Origin of the sequence: Anaerobacillus arseniciselenatis (genome assembly GCF_001865995.1) — a bacterium.
GTDB classification, from domain to species: Bacteria; Bacillota; Bacilli; order Bacillales; family Anaerobacillaceae; genus Anaerobacillus; species Anaerobacillus arseniciselenatis.
Genome location: NZ_MLQQ01000001.1, coordinates 775,390 through 795,939, shown reverse-complemented (window position 1 = coordinate 795,939; position 20,550 = coordinate 775,390). Strand labels below are relative to the sequence as shown.

The following is a 20,550-nucleotide window of genomic DNA, read 5'->3' as shown; positions in this document are numbered from 1 at the left end:
GAATAGCTTTTAAATAAAACGGTGATTAATTAAAGTAAATCAAGTTTCTCGAAAAAGAAAGGTGGATTCTCTTATGTTAGATTTTTCCTGGAAGGTATTTTCGATGACAGGTAGCGTCGACACGTACTTAATTATGAAGGAAATTGAAAGAGACACTGTGGATGCAGGAGAGGAGTTAAGAGAGAAGCTAGATGAAGTAGACACTCCTACAAGTTGATCTTGTTTGCCATTAATTTAATGGCGCGGTGATAATAATGTTACAAAAGGTAGAGGGAATAGTTATTCGAACCACCGATTACGGAGAGTCGAATAAAATTTTAACATTGTATACACGGGAATTAGGTAAAATTGGTGTGATGGCTCGCGGGGCTAAACGTCCTAAGAGCCGTCTTTCTTCTATTTCACAGCTATTTACTCATGGCCAGTACGTCTTTCAAAAGACGTCAGGGCTAGGGGTGTTAAATCAAGGAGAAATTATTAGCTCATTTCGAGATTTAAGAGCTGATATATTTTTAACGGCCTATTCCGCTTATATTGTAGAGTTATTAGATAAATTAACAGAGCAAAACGAAAAAAATCCTTATCTATTTGAATTTCTTTATCAAACATTTCACTTCATAGATGAAGGTTATGATTACGAAATTTTAACAAGAATTTTTGAAATTAAAATGTTGAGAGTAGCAGGAGTTGGCCTACATGTAGATGGGTGTACCCATTGTGGAGCAAATGAAGGGGAGTTTTCGTTTTCTGTAAAAGAAGGTGGCTTTCTATGTCATTGCTGTTTACATGTTGACAATAAAACATTAAAAATTAGCGCTGCTACGGCGAAGTTGCTTCGATTATTTTATTATTTTGAGTTAAACCGCTTAGGGTCTATTTCAGTTAAACAAGAAACAAAAATTCAATTAAAACAAATTGTAGAAGAATATTATGACGAATATTCTGGCCTACATTTAAAAAGTAAACGGTTCTTAAATCAATTAGATAAGATGAACATTGATTAAATTTTTCATAAAAAATCTGAAGGTGCATCATCAACATCTAGAATGTAAATGCCGGCCGAACTCTTTCGCTTCGCTGTAAAATTCTAACGAATTTTAGAGGCTCACTCAAGAGTTCGGCCGAACATTTTCTATACAATATTTTCATGACGATGCAATGTCACACTTAACATGTAAAAACTTTGGGTTTTACTTTCCAACAAACCAACAAACCAACTATCCAACTTTTAGAAGGTAATTCGTATAAGATACAGGATCATTAAGTTGTATCTTACCGAGTTATCTTCTTTTTGTTTTTTGAAATAGAATTTATTGATCATTTAGTATATAATTATCGAAAAAGCATAACACATTTAGACAGGAGCATGCGCTTTTCTAAAAAGATAAGGACGTATATATATTTGTACTTGGAAAGCTGTCTAGCTTCAGCGCCTACGAGCTCGGTCACTTCAGTCCTTTTCGGAAGCCCAAAAGCGGCTTCTGTCAAAGGCCTTCCAGTGCCTTTCGCTCGTGACCAAGTCGCTTGCGCTTTTCTAATGTTATGGAGGCGGTGAGGAAAATAGAACTAAATAATAGGCAAGAACGAATACTTGAAATTGTAAAGGATAACGGTCCTATTACAGGAGAACAGATAGCAGAAAAGCTATCACTTACTAGGGCAACGTTAAGGCCAGATTTAGCAATTTTGACAATGGCAGGTTACTTAGATGCCCGCCCTAGAGTTGGTTATTTTTATACTGGAAAAAGCGGAAAACAGTTATTGGCCGAAAAAGTGATGAAATTAACGGTTAAACAATATCAATCGATCCCTGTAGTCGTGAAAGAGTCCTCGTCTGTTTACGATGCTATATGTACAATGTTCTTAGAAGACGTTGGGACATTGTTCGTCGTAGATGAGTCATCATCTCTTGTAGGGATATTATCAAGGAAGGACTTATTAAGGGCAAGCCTTGGAAAACAAGTCCTTGAAACAGTACCTGTTAATATAATTATGACAAGAATGCCTAATTTAACGATTTGTTATAAAGACGATTTAATTATTGATGTTGCAAAAAAACTGATCGAAAAGCAAATTGATGCTCTTCCGGTAGTCAAATCGAGTGACGGTACTAGTTATGAAGTGGTAGGTCGTATCACGAAAACAAACATAACTAAGGCACTTGTTGATCTTGCAAATGACGAATAATTTAGTAGGGCAAAAATATTAGTTTATTTAATCAATTACGTAATTTTTTATTCTCGCCACTAAGATCAATATATAGTTGCGTGATGTGGCTCATTTTTGGTAAATTATGAAAATTAATAAATTTAAAGTGGAGGTAGAAATGCAAGTAATTAATAACCACCCCATTGTTTATGTAGTTTCAGATTCTGTAGGGGAAACTGCAGAGTTAGTAGTAAAAGCTGCAGCAAGTCAATTTAATCACTCGAACATAGATATTCGACGAATTCCTTATGTAGAAGATGAGGAAACGATCGAAGAAGTTATTACGTTAGCTAAGGAAGTAAATGCAATTATTGCTTTCACTTTAGTAATTCCTGATAAAAAACAATATTTAATTGATCAAGCAAATAAGGCAGGAGTAACTACGGTTGATATAATTGGACCAATGATTGGTAAAATCCAAGATTTAACAAATAAACAACCACGTTACGAACCAGGACTTGTCCATAAATTAGATGAGGATTACTTTAGAAAAGTTGAAGCAATTGAATTTGCAGTTAAATATGATGATGGAAGAGACCCGAGAGGGATTATGAGAGCTGATGTTATATTAGTGGGCGTATCAAGAACATCGAAAACCCCGCTTTCTCAATATCTGGCCCATAAACGTTTGAAAGTTGCTAACGTCCCTTTAGTTCCTGAGGTTGAACCACCTGCAGAACTATTCAGTGTATCACCAAAGAAGTGTGTCGGTCTTACGATTAGTCCTGAAAAGTTAAACGATATAAGAGCTGAACGCCTAAAAGCTTTGGGCCTAAAAGCAGAAGCTACATATGCCAATGTTGAAAGAATAAAAGTTGAGCTTGAGTATGCTGAAAAGATCATGTCTAAAATAGGTTGCCCTGTTATTGATGTATCTAATAAAGCGGTAGAAGAAACTGCAAATCTGATTTGGAATATGTTTAGTGGTAAATAAACAAAAAATAGTTTATAAAAAAGGTATATTCTCTAGATTTATAAAAAAACTCACCAACCCGGTGAGTTTTTTTATGGCTAGAATTAAAAAAATAGCTTATAATGAAATATTGTGATCAAAAATTATGCATAATCTTGAACTAGAACAAATAAATTAAAAAAGTCAAGACTTATTCTATAGTTTTTGGTAATGATAGTAGATGAAGTATTATATAGATAAAAAACTGTTCATACATTTAATTAGTTTAAAAAGGTGGTAATTTCTACTTAAAACATTAAAAAGAAGGATTCCTATAGGAGATGTAGAATAATCAATTATGCGAAATGATGTTCTGACGGTTTATGTCGATGCTGATTCTTGTCCTGTAAAAGAAGAGATCGGTCATCTATGCAAAAAGTATAACAAAAAACTTGTCTTTGTTGCTTCCTACGCACATGAAATAAATCCGTCGTTAGGAGCAGAGTTAGTGACAGTAGACTCGCGAGCGGAAGAAGCAGATCTGTATATAGTTAACCATTGTCGTCGTGGTGATGTCGTTGTTACCCAAGATCATGGGTTAGCAGGTCTGCTGCTCCCTAAAGGGGTTAACGTAATTTCACCTCGGGGGAAAATTTTTCTTGAAGAGGATATGAATGAACTTTTGTTTACTAGACATTTAGGGAAAATTCAAAGAAGGGCAGGGATGAAAACGAAAGGCCCAAAAAAAATAAAGAATGAAGATATTTTGATGTTTTATGAGGAATTTGAAAAAATTTTGTCAAAACTAGAAGGAGTTTAGCAAAAAAACTCGAAATTATATACTCCAACCTTTTATACAATGATGAGTAAGAATGGTGTGAAAAAAATGGGAAATAGAATTTCTGAAGAAAAGGTCGAGAAAATAAGAAATTCTGTAGACATTGTAGATGTTATTGGTGAATACGTTCAATTAAAGAAGCAAGGCCGTAATTTAACAGGCTTATGTCCGTTTCATGGGGAAAAAACGCCAAGCTTTTCTGTATCACCAGATAAACAACTTTATCATTGTTTTGGTTGTGGCGCAGGTGGTAACGTTTTTTCGTTTGTTATGGCTATAGAAGGCTATGAGTTTTTAGAGTCAGTGAAACATTTAGCTGAGCGAACAAACATCGATCTACCGGAATTACAACAAAATGAAGCAGCAAAAATGTCGACCGAAAATAATACAATGATTTCTGGAAGTGAATTAGCTGCAAAGCTATATCACCATCTGTTAATGAATACAGAACAAGGGAAAGATGCCTTTCATTATTTAACAGAAAGAGGTTTTACAACAGAAATGATCAACACGTTTTCCCTTGGCTTTGCACCTAATGCGTGGGATACGTTAGCTCACTTTTTTGATAAACGTAAAGTTTCTTTAAACATAATGGAACAAATTGGTCTTCTTGCTAAACGTGATTTTGATGGCAAATTTTTTGACCGTTTTCGCGATCGAGTGATGTTTCCAATTTGGAACAAAGATGGAAAGGTGATTGGTTTTGGAGGAAGAGTTATCGGGAATGATCACCCTAAATACTTAAATAGTCCAGAATCGAAGATTTTTAATAAAAGTAAAATCTTATATGGCTTTCATATTGCAAGATCTGAAATGAGAAAAAATAATGAAGCGGTCCTTTTTGAAGGCTATGTAGATGTTATTACTGCATGGCAAGCTGGAGTTCGAAACGGGGTTGCGACATTAGGAACTGCGATTACAGATGAGCAAGCAAAGCTTATTAGAAGAAATGCAGAATCTGTTATTATTTGTTATGACTCAGATAATGCTGGTTTAAAAGCGACGTACCGAGCGATTGAAATATTAGAAGCTAATAATTGTAATGTGAAGGTTGCTAACCTCCCAGAAGGTTATGATCCTGATGATTATATACAAAAATACGGTTCAGAAAAGTTCCGTAAAGAAGTCATTAATGCTAATCAAACAACGATGGCATTTAAAATGAATTTTCTTAGAAAAGGGAAGAATCTTCAAAATGAAGCTGAAAGAATCGCATACATTGAAAATGTTCTTTCTGAAATAACTTCCCTCACTAACGCGATTGAAAGAGACCATTATTTAAGGCAGTTATCTCAAGAATTTTCTCTTTCTTTGAATGCACTAAAACAAGAGTTGTACCGCTTATACAAACAAAAAAAGCAAAACAACCCACAAAATGAACACCAAAGCGTACCAAGTGTAAGAAATAAGTTTGTCACAGAAAAGAAACTTTTACCTGCATTTCACAATGCGGAACGAATGCTTTTAGCCTATATGATGAAAGATATTAACATTGCTTGTACCGTTCAAGAAAAAATAGGTGGTAACTTTAATATTGATGAGTACCATGCGATTGTTGCCCATTTATATGCCTATTATGGAGAAGGGAATGAGCCGAATTCAAGTCAATTTATTCAAAGGCTTAATGATGAAAAATTAACAAGAATAGCCACTGAAGTAGCGATGATGACAATTAGTGAAGAATTGTCGGAGCAAGAGTTGAATGATTACATAAGGCAAATCACAAACTATCCTAAGGTCATCGAGATCGAGAATAAGGAAAGAGCGAGAAAAGAGGCTGAAAGTAAAGGTGATTATAAATCGGCGGCAAATATCGCCATGGAGATCATTCAAATGAAGAAGGAATTAAAGCATTAGTGCTTATAAATTATAAATTATAAATTTTAAAAGTATACCTGCTCTAATAATAGCAACTCATCGTTGCTTTGGATGTATAAGGTTGAACAATCGGAAGGAGGGGTCGTAATGGCAGAAAAACCGCTTCGCCCTGTGGCTGAAGGAGAAATGTCAATCGATCAAGTAAAAGAACAATTAGTAGAACTCGGAAAAAAACGGGGTGTTTTATCATATGCGGACATCACAGAAAAGCTAGCTAGCTTTGATCAAGATTCAGATCAGATCGACGAGTTTTTTGAATATTTAGGTGAACAAGGAATTGAAGTTTTAAACGAAACTGAGGATGTACCTAATTTGCAAGAAGTTGCGAAAGAAGAAGAATTTGATTTAAATGATTTGAGTGTTCCGCCAGGGATTAAAATCAATGATCCAGTTCGTATGTATTTAAAAGAAATCGGTCGTGTTCCTCTACTATCTGCAGAGGATGAAATTCAATTAGCAAAACAAATAGAAACTGGTGACGAAGAGGCAAAACGAAGGCTCGCAGAAGCAAATTTAAGGCTTGTAGTTAGTATTGCTAAACGTTACGTCGGCCGAGGAATGCTATTCCTTGATCTAATACAAGAAGGCAACATGGGATTAATTAAGGCTGTAGAAAAATTCGACTATGAAAAAGGATATAAATTCAGTACGTACGCAACTTGGTGGATACGTCAGGCAATCACTAGAGCAATTGCTGACCAAGCTAGAACAATCCGTATCCCTGTTCATATGGTGGAAACGATTAATAAGCTTATTCGTGTTCAGCGTCAATTATTGCAAGACTTAGGGCGTGAACCAACACCTGAAGAAGTTTCAGAAGAAATGGACTTAACACCTGAAAAGGTTAGAGAAATCTTAAAGATTGCTCAAGAACCAGTTTCTTTAGAAACACCTATTGGTGAAGAGGACGATTCTCACCTCGGTGATTTTATCGAGGATCAAGAAGCGTTAGCTCCATCAGATGCCGCTGCTTACGAGCTGTTAAAAGAGCAACTAGAAGACGTTTTAGATACTTTAACTGATCGAGAAGAAAATGTACTCAGACTCCGTTTTGGACTCGATGACGGTCGAACTAGAACACTTGAGGAGGTAGGTAAAGTTTTTGGTGTAACTAGAGAAAGAATTCGACAAATTGAAGCAAAGGCGTTACGTAAGCTTCGCCACCCTAGTAGAAGCAAGCGTTTAAAAGATTTCCTTGAATAAAAGTTATTAAAAGGTTTATTCCAATCGGGATAAGCCTTTTATTTTGGAATTGAACACCACTTTTAGGAGGACGGAGATGGATCGAAAAAAAATTATTATAAATGAAATAAAATATTGGAAAAAAAATCGTCTTTTACCTGAACAATATTGCAACTTTTTATTAACTTTATATACAGAAGGAGAAGAAACAGGCAAAAATGAACAGAAATTAAACTCTAGCGTGTCTAACCAACTATTGATGTTACTGTTTATGGTTATTGGAATGACTTTATTAGGATTAACATTTCTTGTCATTTATTTTACTGACTTTTCTCCCCTTTTGCAAACTGCTTTAGTAATTATTTTTAGTGGTTTAATGTTTTTCTTAGCTTTTTTTGTGAAAAAGTATGAACAGCGGTTTGCTCATTTTTTTATATTGTTAGGAGCGCTTATTGTTTTTTTAGCTTCGATTGATGTCATTGACTACCTTTTCCCTAATCAACCATTAGCAATTATGCTCACGGTTTTTTTTACATGTATTGTATGGCTATTTATTGGAAAAAAATATAAACTGAAGTACTTTACAATTTCTGGTGCTATTGGTTTTATCATCGTCTTTTATTTTTTACTTATTTAGTCAATGATAGAGATATAATACTGTATTTATTGTGGAAATATAAGATTTATTTGATAAATTTATGCATTTCTCTTTTCTCGGCCTTTGTTTTCAAGTAAAATAACATTAGTTTGTTATTAATAGTGATTATATTGAATAATTTTGAGGGAGTGGCAATATGAAAGGAAAACCTTTATTTCCATTTGCTGCAATTGCAGTAGTAGGTTTAATACTTATGATTAGTTTATCTTTTATCGGTGTGACCCAAAAAGAAGAGAGGTTAGCTCTTGAGGGTGAAGATGCGGTGGAAGAACAGCAGACACAAGAAACCGTCGATACATCGGATCCTATGGCTCTAGGTGAACAAGCTTATCAAGCGTCGTGTATCGGCTGTCATGGGGGAAGCTTTGATGGTCCAATGGGTAACTTAATTGGCATTGGTGATCGTCGTTCTAAAGAAGAAATTATGACAATCATTCATGAAGGTGGAGAAGATTATGGCATACCAGGAATGCCAGCTTTCCCAGAATCTGATGCCGAAGCGATCGCTGAATACTTAATAGAAGTTGCAAATTAAAGAAAAGGGCTGGGACAAAACAAAGTGTCAGACACCGCTAGACACCGAATATTGACATATGATAAATCTTTACGTCTATATTTAGTAGGATCCGCGTGGTGTCAGACACTTTTGTCCCAGCCTTTTTTTGTTTGCATATAACAAATAGAACGATTAAGATTAAATAGATAATACATAAATTAGTAAAGGTGATTTTGAGATGAATGAAACAAATTTATCAAAACGATTAACATTAGTAGCTGAGCAAATTCCACCTGGGAGTACGATCGCTGACATTGGTTCAGATCATGCATATTTACCATGTTACGCATTAAAGCACGGTTTAATTACGTCGGCCATTGCTGGAGAAGTGAATGAGGGACCGTTTCAGTCTGCGGTTGAACAAGTTCGGAAATTAAATTACACAGATGAAATTTCTGTAAGAAAAGGAAATGGGTTACAAGTCCTCAATAAAGGTGAAGTAGATGTTATTACTATTGCTGGAATGGGAGGTCCTTTAATAGTATCAATTTTAGAGCACGGGAGAGAAAAACTTCCAGGTATAAAACGGTTAATTTTACAACCGAATGTTGCAGCTAACCAAATAAGGGTATGGCTTGAAGAAAACAATTGGATACTTATAAACGAAGAGATCATTGAAGAAGATGGAGTTATTTATGAAATTTTAACAGCCGATAGAGAAGGAAATTCACCTTATAGTGAAGAAAAACGTAATTTAGAATTATTGCTAGGTCCTTTTTTAATGGAAAAAAGAAGCGATATATTTTTGAAAAAGTGGAAAAGTGAGCTAACTTCATGGAAGGAAATTGTCCAACAGTTTGAAAAAGCAAAACAAACAAATGAAGTAGTCGAAAAGAAAAAGCAATTATTAGAGAAAATAAACGAGGTAGAGGAGGTTTTAAAGTGGCAAAATTAGCAAACGGTCAAGCAATTATTCAAGCGTTTGAATCGTGGTCACCGAAATCATTAGCTGTTGAAGGAGATAAAATTGGCTTGCAAGTTGGTACTTTGAATAAGCCCATTAATAAAGTGATGGTAGTTCTAGATTTGTTAGAAGCCGTAGTGGACGAAGCGATTGAAGAAGGGGTAGACTTAATCATCGCTCACCACCCGATTATATTTCGTCCGTTAAAATCGATCCCTACAGATCGCCCATATGGAAGAATTGTCGAAAAGTTAATTAAACACAATATCGCAGTTTATGCTGCCCATACTAATCTTGATGTCGCCAAAGGTGGGGTAAATGATTTAATGGCAGAAAAACTCGGTTTACAAAATGTTGATGTTTTAGCACCAACGACAGAAATAACTTTGAAAAAACTAGTCGTATTTGTTCCTAGTGAACATGCTGAACAAGTTAGAGAAGCGCTAGGAAGGGTTGGTGCAGGGTATATTGGGAATTATAGTCATTGTTCGTTTAATTCAGAAGGAACAGGGATGTTTAAACCAGAAGCTGGGACCGATCCGTTTATTGGTGAACAAGGAAAGTTAGAAAGAGTGAATGAAATAAAAATAGAAACGATCTTTCCTGCTCCATTGCAAAACAAAGTGATATCGGCAATGATCAAAGCTCACCCATATGAAGAGGTTGCCTACGATATTTATCCATTACATAATAAAGGTGAACAACTTGGATTAGGAAGAATCGGTTACCTTGAAAATGAAATGCCTTTAAAAGAGTTTGCTTTGTTCGTTAAAACAGCCTTTAAAGTAGACGGTTTAAGAGTGGTAGGCGATATGAACACTAAGATTAGTAAAGTTGCGGTCTTAGGCGGTGATGGAAACAAATATGTATCACAGGCATTATTTAAAGGTGCAGATGTATTCGTGACTGGAGATATGTACTACCATGTGGCTCATGATGCAATGATGGATGGCTTAAATATCGTTGATCCAGGTCATAATGTCGAGAAGGTTATGAAAGAAGCAGTAAGCTCCTTTTTAGAAAACTTCGTTCGTGATAATAAATATGACACGAAGATTATAGTTTCTAAAATCAACACTGATCCATTTACTTTTATGTGAGTGAATTTCATAATTACCAAAAATGAGCCATATCACGCAACTATATTGATCTTAGTGGCGAGAATCATGAATTATGAAATTCATTGATGTAAAGAAACGGGCTTAAGCCCGTTTTTTAATATTATCTTAGCTTATACTGTTTTTTGGCGAGTCTTCATTAATGTTTTACTTTAGGTAAGATTTTATTTAGAGGAACCTTCTTTTCAAGTTTCCATGTTGCTGGATCATTTTCCTCAAACTGTTCTAAATAATGAATGACTTCTTTCGTAATCGGAGTTGGTGTTGATGCGCCACTAGTAACTGCGACTTTTTTTATGCCTTTTAACCATTCAATGTCTAGCTCAGATACATCAGAAATACGATAAGCTGGTGTTCCGGCAATTTCTTGTGAAACTTGTGCTAAGCGGTTTGAATTATTGCTTTTAGGGTCACCTACGACAATAAGTAAATCAGCATTTTTAGCTTGCTCTGCGACGGCTTCTTGACGAACTTGAGTAGCAAGGCAAATTTCGTTATGAATTTCTGACTTTGGGTATTTATCAATAGCCGCCTTCATAATATGAGATACATCCCACTGACTCATTGTCGTTTGGTTAGTGATGATGACTTTATCACTAGTAATCTTTAGTTGATCGACATCGTCTTCATTTTGAACTAAATGAACATGGTTAGGAGCAACTCCGATTGCTCCTTCTGGTTCAGGGTGTCCTTTTTTACCGATATAGATGATTTCATAGCCGTCGTTTGCTTTCTCTTTAATTAAGTCGTGAGTTTTGGTTACATCTGGACACGTTGCGTCTACGGTTGTCAGTCCTTTTTCTTTTGCTATTTTTCGAACTTCTGGAGAAATACCGTGAGCAGTAAAAATAACGGTTCCTTTATCAACCTTTTTTAATATTTCTAGACGGTTAGCACCATCAAGTGTAATAATCCCATCTTCAGAAAATGCATCAGTTACGTGTTTATTATGAACGATCATTCCTAAAATATATATAGGTCTAGGTAAATCTAGGTTCTTGGCAGCTTGTCTTGCTAAAACCATAGCATCAACAACCCCGTAACAATATCCACGGGGAGAGATTTTTAAAACTTCCACTGTAGGAAAACCTCCTTGTTTAAATTCAAATGAATATCTTCCTCTCATTATAAATTAAACTTTTATTTTTATGCAATCAAAGAGAAGTTATATAGAGAGATGTAAGTGAATGGAGAAACTGCGTAGAAAACAGAGATGGATGTGAATAAATGTAAGTGCATGGAGAAGTTAAGTGTGTCAAAGTGATGGTTTGATGCAGAGAGATGTATGTAAGTGGAAAGAAGCTACACCAATGCAGTGGATTAATACCGATTGTTGATAGTATATGAAAAATCCCTGCATCAAAGTGATAAATTGATGCAGGGAAATGTAATGGAAGGTTCCAGTTTTTGTCGGACCTTTCAAGTCCCCTCCGCTTTTCTATGTCTAGCTCCACTGCCTAGCTTCTCGAGCGTTTCGGTCCATCAAGATTTGCCTATTCAAGACTATGCTCCTTGGGAGATTTGGACGTATTTATCAATGAATTCGTAAGCTTCTTCTTCTGTCATATCGTTAGCAAGCATAAGTTCACTTACGAGAAACTGTTTTGCTTTATCTAAGTTTTTACGATCTTGAATATGAAGTCCATTTGTACGTTCATGTTCTTTTAAACTTAAGTTAGCTACTACGTGAGCAGCGTCGATAATATTTCCTGATTTTAATAAATTCTCATTTTCTCTTGAATATTGTTTTGGATTTTCATTCTTCGTCTGTATTCCGTTTTGAAGAGCATAAATTAGTTCATCTAGTTGATTTTCTTCAATAACCTTTCTTAAACCAGAACTATCGATTCTATCCTCTGGAAGCATTAGTGTGACATCATTAAGAGGAAAGTACAATACGTAATATAATAACTTTTCTCCTAAAACTTCCTTTTCTTCAATATCTCGAATTGTTCCAGCACCGTGGTATGGATAGACTACGTGATCACCTACATTGAACATGAGCATACCTCCAAACGTTTTATTAAACATAAACAGCAAACAGTATTCTCCAAAAAAATAAACTTATGTTTATGAAGTTCACTTTAAATTGTATTGTGGGAGAATAGTTAAAATGAAGCGAAGCATAATATGTAAATATATAAGGTTTTACTATGCAGATCTTTTTTGAGGGTGTAAATATTATAACACATTTATGCGAAAAAGAAAAATTTTACAACAATTCACTGTCTCCTGTCTACTACTATAATATGTCCTAATATAACTATAATATGTATAAAAAATTTGTCGGTCGATTTCTTAAACAAGCCTCTTATGTTGTAAGATTAACAGCTCTCTAATGGAGATCGACCGACATTTTCATGGAACTATGATAGGACTCTCATAAATGATCTTTTTTAAATATAAAGTTTAGGTGCTGGTATACCATTGCCTATTTCAGTTGAATTAGTTTTTTGGGTGCTCATTTTTTTAGCTTGGGATTTTTTTTGTTTCCCTTTCTTTTTAGTCGTTTTTTTCTTTTTTACTTGCTCTGTCTTTAACTTTGTTTCACTATTACTTTCATTTGGAGTTGATGCTTCAGTTTTTTGTTCATCATCTTCATTTCCATTGCTTCTCATTATGTTAATAAGTGCAGGCAAAGATTTAACTAACGGTCCGTATTGTTGAACTAAAGGACTAACTTGTTGAAAAATTCCAATTGCTTTTTGAGCATTTTGTAGCATTCCGACTATATTTGTTAAACCACCGCCTCCAGCTCCAGCTTGTGCTCCCCCTAGTAACTTCCCAAGTAATCCACCGGATTGTCCTCCGATGGCGGCGCCTTGTTGAAGAGGCATTCTGCTCAAGTGTTGAGCTCCTTGCATCATCCCTTGAGAAGCAAATGGTGTTGTTGGAGTAATTGGTGGCATTTGTGGTGTTGGCATTGGATACATAGGCTCCATCCTTTCATAAACAATATTCCTCTACAATTAGGTATATGCATGTATATAGACGGTGGTGCTACTAACAATAATTGATAAGGGTGTAATTCGTAGTTGATTTTGATTTTACGAAAAGAATGGTATAGTATTATGTCTAGGATAATTTGATTATGTGTTCCTAAAATTAGTTTCACAATACATAAAACTTTAAGCAATTAATTGAATTTCATAATTACCAAAAAGAGTCACATGAAACAATATATAGTTGCAAGTGTTTTGGTGCAACTATATATTGGTCTTAGGGACGAAAATAATGAATGATGAAATTCATTAAATTAGAGTATTTAAAGGTAGGAGAATTTAAATGATGAAGAAATCCAATTTTGAAAGGTTTCAATTAAAGCCATTTATAATTGAAGGGTTAAATGAACAACGCTTTTTTATGCCAACTGAAATTCAAGAAAGGTTAATTCCTGCAATTGTTTCAGGAAAAGATGTCATAGGTCAATCGCAAACCGGTTCAGGGAAGACATTAGCGTTTTTGATTCCAATTATAGAAAGAATAGATGTAACAAAAGATGAAGTACAAGCTGTGATAACGGCCCCAACAAGAGAGTTAGCAACGCAAATTTATACTGAGTTAGAAAAGCTTCTTCAGTTTTCAGATGAAATGACGGCTAAATTAATTGTTGGTGGGACTGACCGGTTAAGAACGATTGTAAAGTTAAAAACTCAACCACAAATTGTCGTAGGAACACCTGGAAGAATTTATGACTTGGTCGAAGCACAGGCGTTAAAAGTGTATACTTCTGAAATATTAGTTGTTGATGAAGCTGACCAAATGCTCGACATGGGTTTTATTGAGGAAGTAGATAAAATTGCTTCGCGTATGGGCGAAGAGCTTCAAATGCTCGTCTTCTCTGCAACAATACCAGAAAAACTACAACCATTTTTAAAGAAATATATGAATAATCCAAGGCATGTTCAAGTAGATCCAGCACAAACAACGGCTGAAAAAATTGACCATTATCTACTACCTGCAAAACACAGAGATAAAATTAAACTCGTTATTGATGTTGCTCGGAAATATAACCCCTACTTTGCGATTATTTTTGCTAATAAAAAAGAGCAAGTTGATGAAATTGCAGATGCGATGTTACAGGCTGGATTAAATGTTGATCGAATTCATGGTGGACTTAATCCTCGCCATAGAAAGCAAGTGATGAAAGAAGTAAACGCTGCAAAAGTTCAATATTTAGTTGCTACCGATTTAGCTGCAAGAGGAATTGACATCAAAGGGGTTACTCATATTATTAATTATGAACTCCCGAAAAATGACCTCGACTGGTATGTGCATCGTGTTGGGCGTTCGGCACGTGCGGGTGAATCAGGAATTGCGCTATCTATTTTTGAAGAAAAAGATGAAGAAGCTATTCAAAAGTTGATGGATCGTAAAATTCAATTTTCTTTTGTAGACCTGAAAAACGGTGAATGGGTTGAGCTTGAAAATAAGTTTAAGCGTAAAGTTAGAAAGAATACTACAAGCTCTGTTATAGTTAAAAAGGGGAAGACTACTCCTGTTACGGGTGGGAAAGCAAAAGCAAAACCGAAAAGTGTCAAACCCGGATATAAGAAAAAGGCAAAATGGCAACAAGAAAAACAAGAGAAGAGAAATAGGCGTATAAACAAAAAGAAATAGTTGATAACAAAGGAGAAATCTAGAGGATGAAACTAGGATCACACGTATCAATGAGTGGTAAAAAAATGCTTCTAGCTGCTAGTGAAGAAGCAGTGTCATATGGTGCAAATACGTTTATGATTTATACTGGTGCACCACAAAATACACGTAGGAAACCGATCGAAGAGTTAAATATTCCTGCTGGTTTAGCACATATGCTAGAGCACGGGATTGATGAGATTATCGTTCATGCCCCTTATATCATAAATATCGGAAATTCAATTAAGCCAGAAACGTTTGAATTAGGGGTAAATTTCTTGAAGTCAGAAATTGCAAGAACTCATGAAATCGGGGCAAGACAAATTGTTTTACACCCTGGGGCTCATGTTAAAGAAGGTGCGGAAGCTGGCATCAAGCAAATTATTACAGGTTTAAATGAAGTTCTAGAAAAAGATCAAGAAGTCCAGATTGCATTAGAAACAATGGCAGGCAAAGGTTCCGAATGTGGTAGAAGCTTTGAAGAATTAGCTGAAATTATTAGTGGCGTTCAATTAAACGAGAAGTTATCAATTTGTTTGGATACTTGTCACGTTCACGATGCCGGGTATAATATTGTTGAAGATTTTGATGGAGTTCTTAATGACTTTGATAAGATCATTGGATTAGATCGTTTAAAAGTGTTGCATATTAATGACAGTAAAAATGAGTGTGGTGCAAAAAAAGACCGCCATGAAAACATTGGCTTCGGTCATATTGGCTTTGAAGCATTAAATTATATTGTACATCATCCACAATTAACGAATATACCGAAAATATTAGAAACTCCTTATGTAGGTGAGGATAAGAAAGATAAAAAACCACCTTATAAGCACGAGATCGAAATGTTAAAAAATAAAAAATTCGATCCAGAACTTCAACAAAAAATAATGGCCTAAACAAAGAGGCTGGGACAAAAGTGTCTGACACCACGCGGATCCTACTAAATATAGACGTAAAGATTTATCATATGTCTATATTCGGTGTCTAGCGGTGTCTGACACTTTGTTTTGTCCCAGCCTCTTTTTTCCTATCGTAAAAGAAATGCTCGAGCATGTACCATAGCTTATAAATAAACATAACGTCAAAAGCCAACAACCTCCGAAGCATAACCTACAAAAACTAAAAGCCAAAATTCAAAACTCCAAACTCCGAACTCCAAGTCACTACCTACACAATTCTAAATTGTAAATTTCACATTATAAATATTGATCATACTGGCTAAGCATTTCGTTTACTTGTTTTGCAGTTTTTGCGTCGACTTGTCTTTTTAGTTTTGCTAATAGTCGGTCTCGTTGTTTTTGGTTTGTTACATCTATCGTTTCAGAACGTAAAATAGTAATGATACTTTTAGCTTGGTTTTCGGTTATGTTAAATTGGTGCTGTTGAGCTAATTGCAGTAATTCATTTTTATTAATTGTATTAAGCTTATGGTTTACCATTTGTATAATAAAAGGGTTCATGTTTGTACCGCTCCTATCTAATAAATTAGTCAAATTTATATTATGTTTATTAGACGGGAACGTGAAAATATCCGAAGAATTATCGTTGAAATTTAATGGGTTATTTCTAAAAAAATAATAATTGCAATTGTTTAGAGTAACTAATATAATTTACTATAAGTTAAAAAGTTTCCTTTAGGAAACTTTTTAACTTATAGGCAATATGATATGCACAAATGAATATTATTAATCATATATTGAATTTGATTATAAAAAAATGGGTGAAGTTAAAAAAAGTAACGAGTTATGTTTACGAAAAAAGTTGCCATTAAGCAAAAGAAGTTTCTTAAACAAACTTTTTAAATTCTAAAGGAGGAACAATCGATGACGGCTAACCAACCTGAAATAAGTGTTGAGCGTCTCTCTGTAAACTATGGTGGTCATCATGCATTAAAAAATATAAGCTTCGGCTTTCAGCGTGGTCAACTTATAGGAATTATTGGTCCTAATGGGGCGGGGAAATCAACGTTAATTAAAGCAATTATGGGATTGGAAAAATTTGCTGGCAAAGTTGAGATTTTTGGCAAATCAATAAAACAAATGCGCAAAAAAATATCCTATGTACCACAAAGAAGCTCAATTGACTTTGACTTCCCTGTAATAGTAGAAGATGTAGTGCTAATGGGAAGGTATGCATTTATTCCTTGGTATAAAAAAGCTAGTTTTAAAGATAAACAAATTGCAAAAGACGCTCTTGAACAAGTTGGTATGACAGAGTTTGCTAAAAGGCAAATTGGTCAACTGTCAGGCGGACAACAACAAAGAGTTTTTATTGCCAGAGCATTAGCTCAACAAGCAGATGTGTTTTTCTTAGATGAACCTTTCGTCGGAATTGATGCTACGTCGGAAAATATTATTGTTGACTTGTTACGACAGCTCCAAAGTGAAGGAAAAACGATCTTTGTTGTTCACCATGATTTAAGTAAGGTAGAGAAATACTTTGACCATCTCTTAATATTAAACCAAGAATTAGTAGGTGCAGGAAAAGTCGCCGACGTTTATAAGCCAGAAATACTTTCAAAAGCGTATAAAGGAAGTATCACATTATTCGATAGTAATGACAACATGATGGTGGTGAGCAATTAATGCAACAAATCATGACTTTTATTGATCAAGTTTCAAGGTATCAATATTTACAAAATGCTTTAATTGCAGCTATTTTAGTAGGTATTATTTGTGGAGTAATCGGTTGTTTTATCATTTTAAGAGGAATGGCTCTTATGGGGGATGCGATATCCCATGCGGTTTTACCAGGTATAGTCATCGCTTATATGATCGGTGCGAGCTTTTTTATAGGAGCAGTAATCACTGGTGTTTTAACCGCATTAGGAATAGGCTATATATCGCAAAATAGTAGGATAAAGGATGACTCCGCGATCGGGATATTATTCACAGCAGCTTTTGCATTAGGGGTTGTACTTAATTCAACTTTAAAAGGAACGAGTGTAAATTTATGGAATATTTTATTCGGTAATGTACTCGGTGTATCAAGAACCGATTTATGGATTACGTTCGGCATGGGCATTTTTGTGATAGTGATGATTATTTTATTTTATCGCCCATTATTATTAAGTACGTTTGATCCAACCATGGCTAAAGCGACAGGGCTTCCTGTGAAATTTATTCATTATATGCTTATGTTATTGTTATCGTTAGTTACAGTAGCATCCTTACAAACGGTTGGAATTATTCTTGTCGTTGCAATGCTTATTACACCGGGGGCAACAGCGTATTTACTAACGGATCGTTTATCGATTATGCTCGTTTTGGCGGCAATTTTCGGTGTGATTTCCGGAGTGGTTGGTCTATACTATTCGGTACTTTTTGATGTCAGTTCAGGATCAACTATTGTGCTCGTTGCTTCGATTTTATTCGGTTTAGCCTTCTTTTTTTCGCCGAAACAAGGGGTTATTTGGAAAGCGTTAAGGTCGAGAGTATCCGCAAGTTGAAAATATTAACTGTCTTAAAAGTGGTGTCCCTTATTAATGTATCAGTTATCTCTTGAGTGAGCTGACGTTAAGGGACACCTTTTTATATGCTTTTTTGTTCAGCTCATTTAGAAGCCATATTGTAAAAAACTAATTGACTTTGGATATCTAGATCTGTTTCCTTCTTTTTTACATAACTATAATTGCCTTCTTTATCTTGCTCACGTGCTTTTACATTATCTTGCAACGTAATATCTAAAATATGTTTTACACGCTTTTTTAAAGTTTCATCTACAATAGGAAATAAGATTTCAATTCGTTTTTCCATGTTACGGGTCATCCAGTCAGCCGAAGATAAATAAAGGGCACCTTTTCCACCGTGATGAAAATAAAAGATACGACTATGTTCTAAAAAGCGGTCAACAATACTGCGAACATTGATATTTTCGCTTACCCCTTTAATACCAGGTCTTAAGCAACAAATCCCTCTAATTATTAAATCAATTTTCACTCCAGCTTGGCTTGCTTCATATAGCTTTATAATTATTGGTTTATCAGTTAATGAGTTCATTTTGGCGATAATTTTTCCGTTTCCAGTTTGTTCATGATAAGCAATTTCAGCTTCGATTAATTGTAAGAACGTGTCCCTAATTTCAAATGGCGCTGTTGATAAGTAGTTCCATTTTGGTTTGTCACTAAACCCACTTAAATAGTTGAAGAAATTAGTTGCATCGATTCCGAACTTTTCATTACATGTTAAAAGCCCCATATCAGTATAAAGCTTTGCGGTAGAATCGTTATAATTTCCAGTTCCTAAATGCACGAACCGTTGAACACAGTCTTTGTCGTGACGAACGACTAAAGTGATTTTGCTATGTGTTTTTAATCCAGTAATTCCATATATTACATGAACTCCAGATTTCTCTAATTTTTTGGCCCATTGAATATTATTTTCTTCATCAAAACGTGCTTTTAATTCAACAAGAACAGTGACTTGTTTTCCATTTTCGGCAGCTTGAGCTAATGCATGGATAATCGGTGAATCGCCACTAACCCGATATAATGTTTGTTTAATGGCTAAAACATGAGGGTCATTTGCCGCAATAGAAATGAGATCGATAATCGGTTGAAAAGATTCATATGGGTGATGTAAAAAAATATCTTTTTTTGAAATTGCTTCAAAAATATTTTCATCAATCGATAAATCTTTAGGACGTTGTGGTATTAAAGTTTCATTCATTAAATAATCATGTTCTTTTCCGATCGTTGAATAAAACTTAAATAAAAAGGTTAAATCGATAGGGCTATTAAATGAGTAAACATCGTGCTGTTTCAGGTCTAAAACGTCTAATAAAAATGCTAATACTTTATTTGACATCTTATTCCCTTGCATTTCAAGACGAACCGCAGCACCCCATTTCCGTCTTTTTAATTCTTTTTCAATTTCCCTTAATAAATCTCTTGCGCCTTCTTCGTGTAAAGTTAAATCAGCATTTCTCGTTATTCGAAATGGAGAAACATTCAATACGGTAAAACCACTAAACAATTTATAAATAAAATGGCTTATCACATCTTCGAGCAAGATAAACTGACTTTTTCCATTGGCAGATGGAAGGGGAATAAATCGGTTTAGAACACTAGGGACTTGAACGATCGCTAACTTTTCTTTTTGATCATCTTGCTGCTTTACTAAAACCGCTAAGTTCAAGCTTTTATTTAAAAGCATCGGAAAAGGGCGATATGCATCAATCGCCATCGGTGTCAGCACGGGTAATATATAAGTTTCAAACCGTCCCTGTAAATATTGAAGTTGTTCACTATTACATTCTTCAATCGATAAAAATTGAAAGCCTTCATGATAAAGCTTCGGAAGCAGTGTTTTTGTATATAAGTTGTCTTGTCGTTCGACAATTTTATGAGTTAGATTTGATATTTTTTCGATTTGCTGTTTAGGGGTTAATCCTGCTTTATTTTCTGGTTTGTTAAAGCCTGCCTTTACTTGATCTTTTAAGCCTGCCACTCTAACCATAAAAAATTCATCGAGATTGGAGCTGAAAATTGCAACAAATTTAAGGCGTTCTAATAATGGATTCCGTTCATCAACGGCTTCTTCTAATACTCTTTCGTTAAACTTAAGCCAACTCAGCTCTCGATTATTGTAAAAATTAGGGTTATTGATATCGATGTAATTGTTTAAAGATTTACTTCGCTTTTTCATAAATATCAACCTTTCCAAAAATAAACTGGCAAA

The 20,550-nt window shown here is 34.9% G+C and carries 20 protein-coding genes; 15 read left to right on the top strand and 5 right to left on the bottom strand.

Going from position 1 to position 20,550, the window contains the following annotated elements:
* The first annotated feature begins 73 nt into the window (after positions 1-73).
* The 11 genes from BKP35_RS03955 to BKP35_RS03905 all read left to right on the top strand — a co-directional run bounded on the left by BKP35_RS03955 (position 74) and on the right by BKP35_RS03905 (position 10,216).
* Positions 74-217 carry a YqzL family protein gene (locus BKP35_RS03955; RefSeq protein WP_071312064.1) on the top strand — a complete coding sequence of 48 codons (144 nt, stop codon included), beginning with the start codon at positions 74-76 and terminating at the stop codon, positions 215-217.
* A gap of 37 nt (positions 218-254) precedes the next feature.
* On the top strand, positions 255-1,004 hold the full coding sequence (gene recO, locus BKP35_RS03950) for a DNA repair protein RecO (protein ID WP_071312063.1): 750 nt from the start codon (positions 255-257) through the stop codon (positions 1,002-1,004).
* 538 nt (positions 1,005-1,542) lie between these two features.
* Positions 1,543-2,187, top strand: coding sequence for a transcriptional regulator CcpN (gene ccpN, locus BKP35_RS03945; protein ID WP_071312240.1), 645 nt, complete (start codon positions 1,543-1,545; stop codon positions 2,185-2,187).
* A gap of 139 nt (positions 2,188-2,326) precedes the next feature.
* Positions 2,327-3,142 carry a pyruvate, water dikinase regulatory protein gene (locus tag BKP35_RS03940; protein WP_071312062.1) on the top strand — a complete coding sequence of 272 codons (816 nt, stop codon included), beginning with the start codon at positions 2,327-2,329 and terminating at the stop codon, positions 3,140-3,142.
* 316 nt (positions 3,143-3,458) lie between these two features.
* Entirely contained in the window at positions 3,459-3,920 is a 462-nt protein-coding gene (locus tag BKP35_RS03935) for a YaiI/YqxD family protein (RefSeq protein ID WP_071312061.1), read from the top strand.
* A gap of 66 nt (positions 3,921-3,986) precedes the next feature.
* The gene (gene dnaG / locus BKP35_RS03930; RefSeq protein ID WP_071312060.1) at positions 3,987-5,795 is read left to right on the top strand and encodes a DNA primase; all 1,809 of its coding nucleotides are present in this window, start codon (positions 3,987-3,989) and stop codon (positions 5,793-5,795) included.
* Between the two features lie 108 nt (positions 5,796-5,903).
* A complete protein-coding gene (rpoD, locus tag BKP35_RS03925) occupies positions 5,904-7,019 on the top strand; it encodes an RNA polymerase sigma factor RpoD (RefSeq protein ID WP_071312059.1) in 1,116 nt (371 codons plus the stop codon).
* Between the two features lie 76 nt (positions 7,020-7,095).
* On the top strand, positions 7,096-7,635 hold the full coding sequence (locus tag BKP35_RS03920; RefSeq protein ID WP_071312058.1) for a hypothetical protein: 540 nt from the start codon (positions 7,096-7,098) through the stop codon (positions 7,633-7,635).
* A gap of 157 nt (positions 7,636-7,792) precedes the next feature.
* On the top strand, positions 7,793-8,191 hold the full coding sequence (locus BKP35_RS03915) for a c-type cytochrome (RefSeq protein WP_071312057.1): 399 nt from the start codon (positions 7,793-7,795) through the stop codon (positions 8,189-8,191).
* 199 nt (positions 8,192-8,390) lie between these two features.
* Positions 8,391-9,107, top strand: coding sequence for a tRNA (adenine(22)-N(1))-methyltransferase (locus BKP35_RS03910; RefSeq protein ID WP_071312056.1), 717 nt, complete (start codon positions 8,391-8,393; stop codon positions 9,105-9,107).
* Entirely contained in the window at positions 9,095-10,216 is a 1,122-nt protein-coding gene (locus BKP35_RS03905) for a Nif3-like dinuclear metal center hexameric protein (RefSeq protein WP_071312055.1), read from the top strand. The genes BKP35_RS03910 and BKP35_RS03905 overlap by 13 nt, the downstream gene beginning before the upstream one ends.
* Before the next feature lie 157 nt (positions 10,217-10,373).
* Here BKP35_RS03905 and BKP35_RS03900 read toward each other — a convergent pair whose 3' ends face one another.
* The 3 genes from BKP35_RS03900 to vrrA form a co-directional block, all read right to left on the bottom strand.
* Positions 10,374-11,312 (bottom strand): 4-hydroxy-3-methylbut-2-enyl diphosphate reductase, encoded by a 939-nt coding sequence (locus BKP35_RS03900; protein WP_071312054.1) that lies wholly within the window; start codon positions 11,310-11,312, stop codon positions 10,374-10,376.
* A 425-nt stretch (positions 11,313-11,737) separates the two neighbouring features.
* Positions 11,738-12,235 carry a CarD family transcriptional regulator gene (locus BKP35_RS03895; RefSeq protein WP_071312053.1) on the bottom strand — a complete coding sequence of 166 codons (498 nt, stop codon included), beginning with the start codon at positions 12,233-12,235 and terminating at the stop codon, positions 11,738-11,740.
* 395 nt (positions 12,236-12,630) lie between these two features.
* Positions 12,631-13,176 carry a VrrA/YqfQ family protein gene (vrrA, locus tag BKP35_RS03890; RefSeq protein ID WP_084031425.1) on the bottom strand — a complete coding sequence of 182 codons (546 nt, stop codon included), beginning with the start codon at positions 13,174-13,176 and terminating at the stop codon, positions 12,631-12,633.
* A gap of 346 nt (positions 13,177-13,522) precedes the next feature.
* On the opposite strand from vrrA, the gene BKP35_RS03885 reads away from it, so the two are divergent.
* Entirely contained in the window at positions 13,523-14,854 is a 1,332-nt protein-coding gene (locus BKP35_RS03885) for a DEAD/DEAH box helicase (RefSeq protein ID WP_071312239.1), read from the top strand.
* 26 nt (positions 14,855-14,880) lie between these two features.
* Positions 14,881-15,768 (top strand): deoxyribonuclease IV, encoded by an 888-nt coding sequence (locus BKP35_RS03880; protein ID WP_071312051.1) that lies wholly within the window; start codon positions 14,881-14,883, stop codon positions 15,766-15,768.
* Positions 15,769-16,068: 300 nt separating this feature from the next.
* Here the strand turns inward: BKP35_RS03880 and BKP35_RS03875 are convergent, their stop codons facing one another.
* Positions 16,069-16,332 carry a DUF2624 family protein gene (locus BKP35_RS03875; RefSeq protein ID WP_071312050.1) on the bottom strand — a complete coding sequence of 88 codons (264 nt, stop codon included), beginning with the start codon at positions 16,330-16,332 and terminating at the stop codon, positions 16,069-16,071.
* Between the two features lie 363 nt (positions 16,333-16,695).
* On the opposite strand from BKP35_RS03875, the gene BKP35_RS03870 reads away from it, so the two are divergent.
* Both BKP35_RS03870 and BKP35_RS03865 read left to right on the top strand, forming a co-directional pair.
* Positions 16,696-17,457 (top strand): metal ABC transporter ATP-binding protein, encoded by a 762-nt coding sequence (locus tag BKP35_RS03870; protein WP_071312049.1) that lies wholly within the window; start codon positions 16,696-16,698, stop codon positions 17,455-17,457.
* Positions 17,457-18,320, top strand: a complete 864-nt coding sequence (locus tag BKP35_RS03865) for a metal ABC transporter permease (protein ID WP_071312048.1) — start codon at positions 17,457-17,459, stop codon at positions 18,318-18,320. The genes BKP35_RS03870 and BKP35_RS03865 overlap by 1 nt, the downstream gene beginning before the upstream one ends.
* A gap of 103 nt (positions 18,321-18,423) precedes the next feature.
* On the opposite strand, the gene BKP35_RS03860 is transcribed toward BKP35_RS03865, so the two are convergent.
* Positions 18,424-20,517, bottom strand: coding sequence for an RNA degradosome polyphosphate kinase (locus tag BKP35_RS03860; protein WP_071312047.1), 2,094 nt, complete (start codon positions 20,515-20,517; stop codon positions 18,424-18,426).
* Positions 20,518-20,550 lie beyond the last annotated feature (33 nt).

Bases quoted from the DNA above. Each gene is read 5' to 3' on its own strand.
- rpoD (WP_071312059.1), top strand. From the start codon at position 5,904: ATGGCAGAAAAACCGCTTCGCCCTGTGGCTGAAGGAGAAATGTCAATC.
- BKP35_RS03860 (WP_071312047.1), bottom strand. From the start codon at position 20,517: ATGAAAAAGCGAAGTAAATCTTTAAACAATTACATCGATATCAATAAC.
- BKP35_RS03880 (WP_071312051.1), top strand. From the start codon at position 14,881: ATGAAACTAGGATCACACGTATCAATGAGTGGTAAAAAAATGCTTCTA.
- recO (WP_071312063.1), top strand. From the start codon at position 255: ATGTTACAAAAGGTAGAGGGAATAGTTATTCGAACCACCGATTACGGA.
- dnaG (WP_071312060.1), top strand. From the start codon at position 3,987: ATGGGAAATAGAATTTCTGAAGAAAAGGTCGAGAAAATAAGAAATTCT.
- BKP35_RS03940 (WP_071312062.1), top strand. From the start codon at position 2,327: ATGCAAGTAATTAATAACCACCCCATTGTTTATGTAGTTTCAGATTCT.
- BKP35_RS03895 (WP_071312053.1), bottom strand. From the start codon at position 12,235: ATGTTCAATGTAGGTGATCACGTAGTCTATCCATACCACGGTGCTGGA.
- BKP35_RS03935 (WP_071312061.1), top strand. From the start codon at position 3,459: ATGCGAAATGATGTTCTGACGGTTTATGTCGATGCTGATTCTTGTCCT.
- BKP35_RS03920 (WP_071312058.1), top strand. From the start codon at position 7,096: ATGGATCGAAAAAAAATTATTATAAATGAAATAAAATATTGGAAAAAA.
- BKP35_RS03875 (WP_071312050.1), bottom strand. From the start codon at position 16,332: ATGAACCCTTTTATTATACAAATGGTAAACCATAAGCTTAATACAATT.
- BKP35_RS03865 (WP_071312048.1), top strand. From the start codon at position 17,457: ATGCAACAAATCATGACTTTTATTGATCAAGTTTCAAGGTATCAATAT.
- BKP35_RS03885 (WP_071312239.1), top strand. From the start codon at position 13,523: ATGAAGAAATCCAATTTTGAAAGGTTTCAATTAAAGCCATTTATAATT.
- vrrA (WP_084031425.1), bottom strand. From the start codon at position 13,176: ATGGAGCCTATGTATCCAATGCCAACACCACAAATGCCACCAATTACT.
- BKP35_RS03910 (WP_071312056.1), top strand. From the start codon at position 8,391: ATGAATGAAACAAATTTATCAAAACGATTAACATTAGTAGCTGAGCAA.
- BKP35_RS03915 (WP_071312057.1), top strand. From the start codon at position 7,793: ATGAAAGGAAAACCTTTATTTCCATTTGCTGCAATTGCAGTAGTAGGT.
- BKP35_RS03870 (WP_071312049.1), top strand. From the start codon at position 16,696: ATGACGGCTAACCAACCTGAAATAAGTGTTGAGCGTCTCTCTGTAAAC.
- BKP35_RS03955 (WP_071312064.1), top strand. From the start codon at position 74: ATGTTAGATTTTTCCTGGAAGGTATTTTCGATGACAGGTAGCGTCGAC.
- ccpN (WP_071312240.1), top strand. From the start codon at position 1,543: ATGGAGGCGGTGAGGAAAATAGAACTAAATAATAGGCAAGAACGAATA.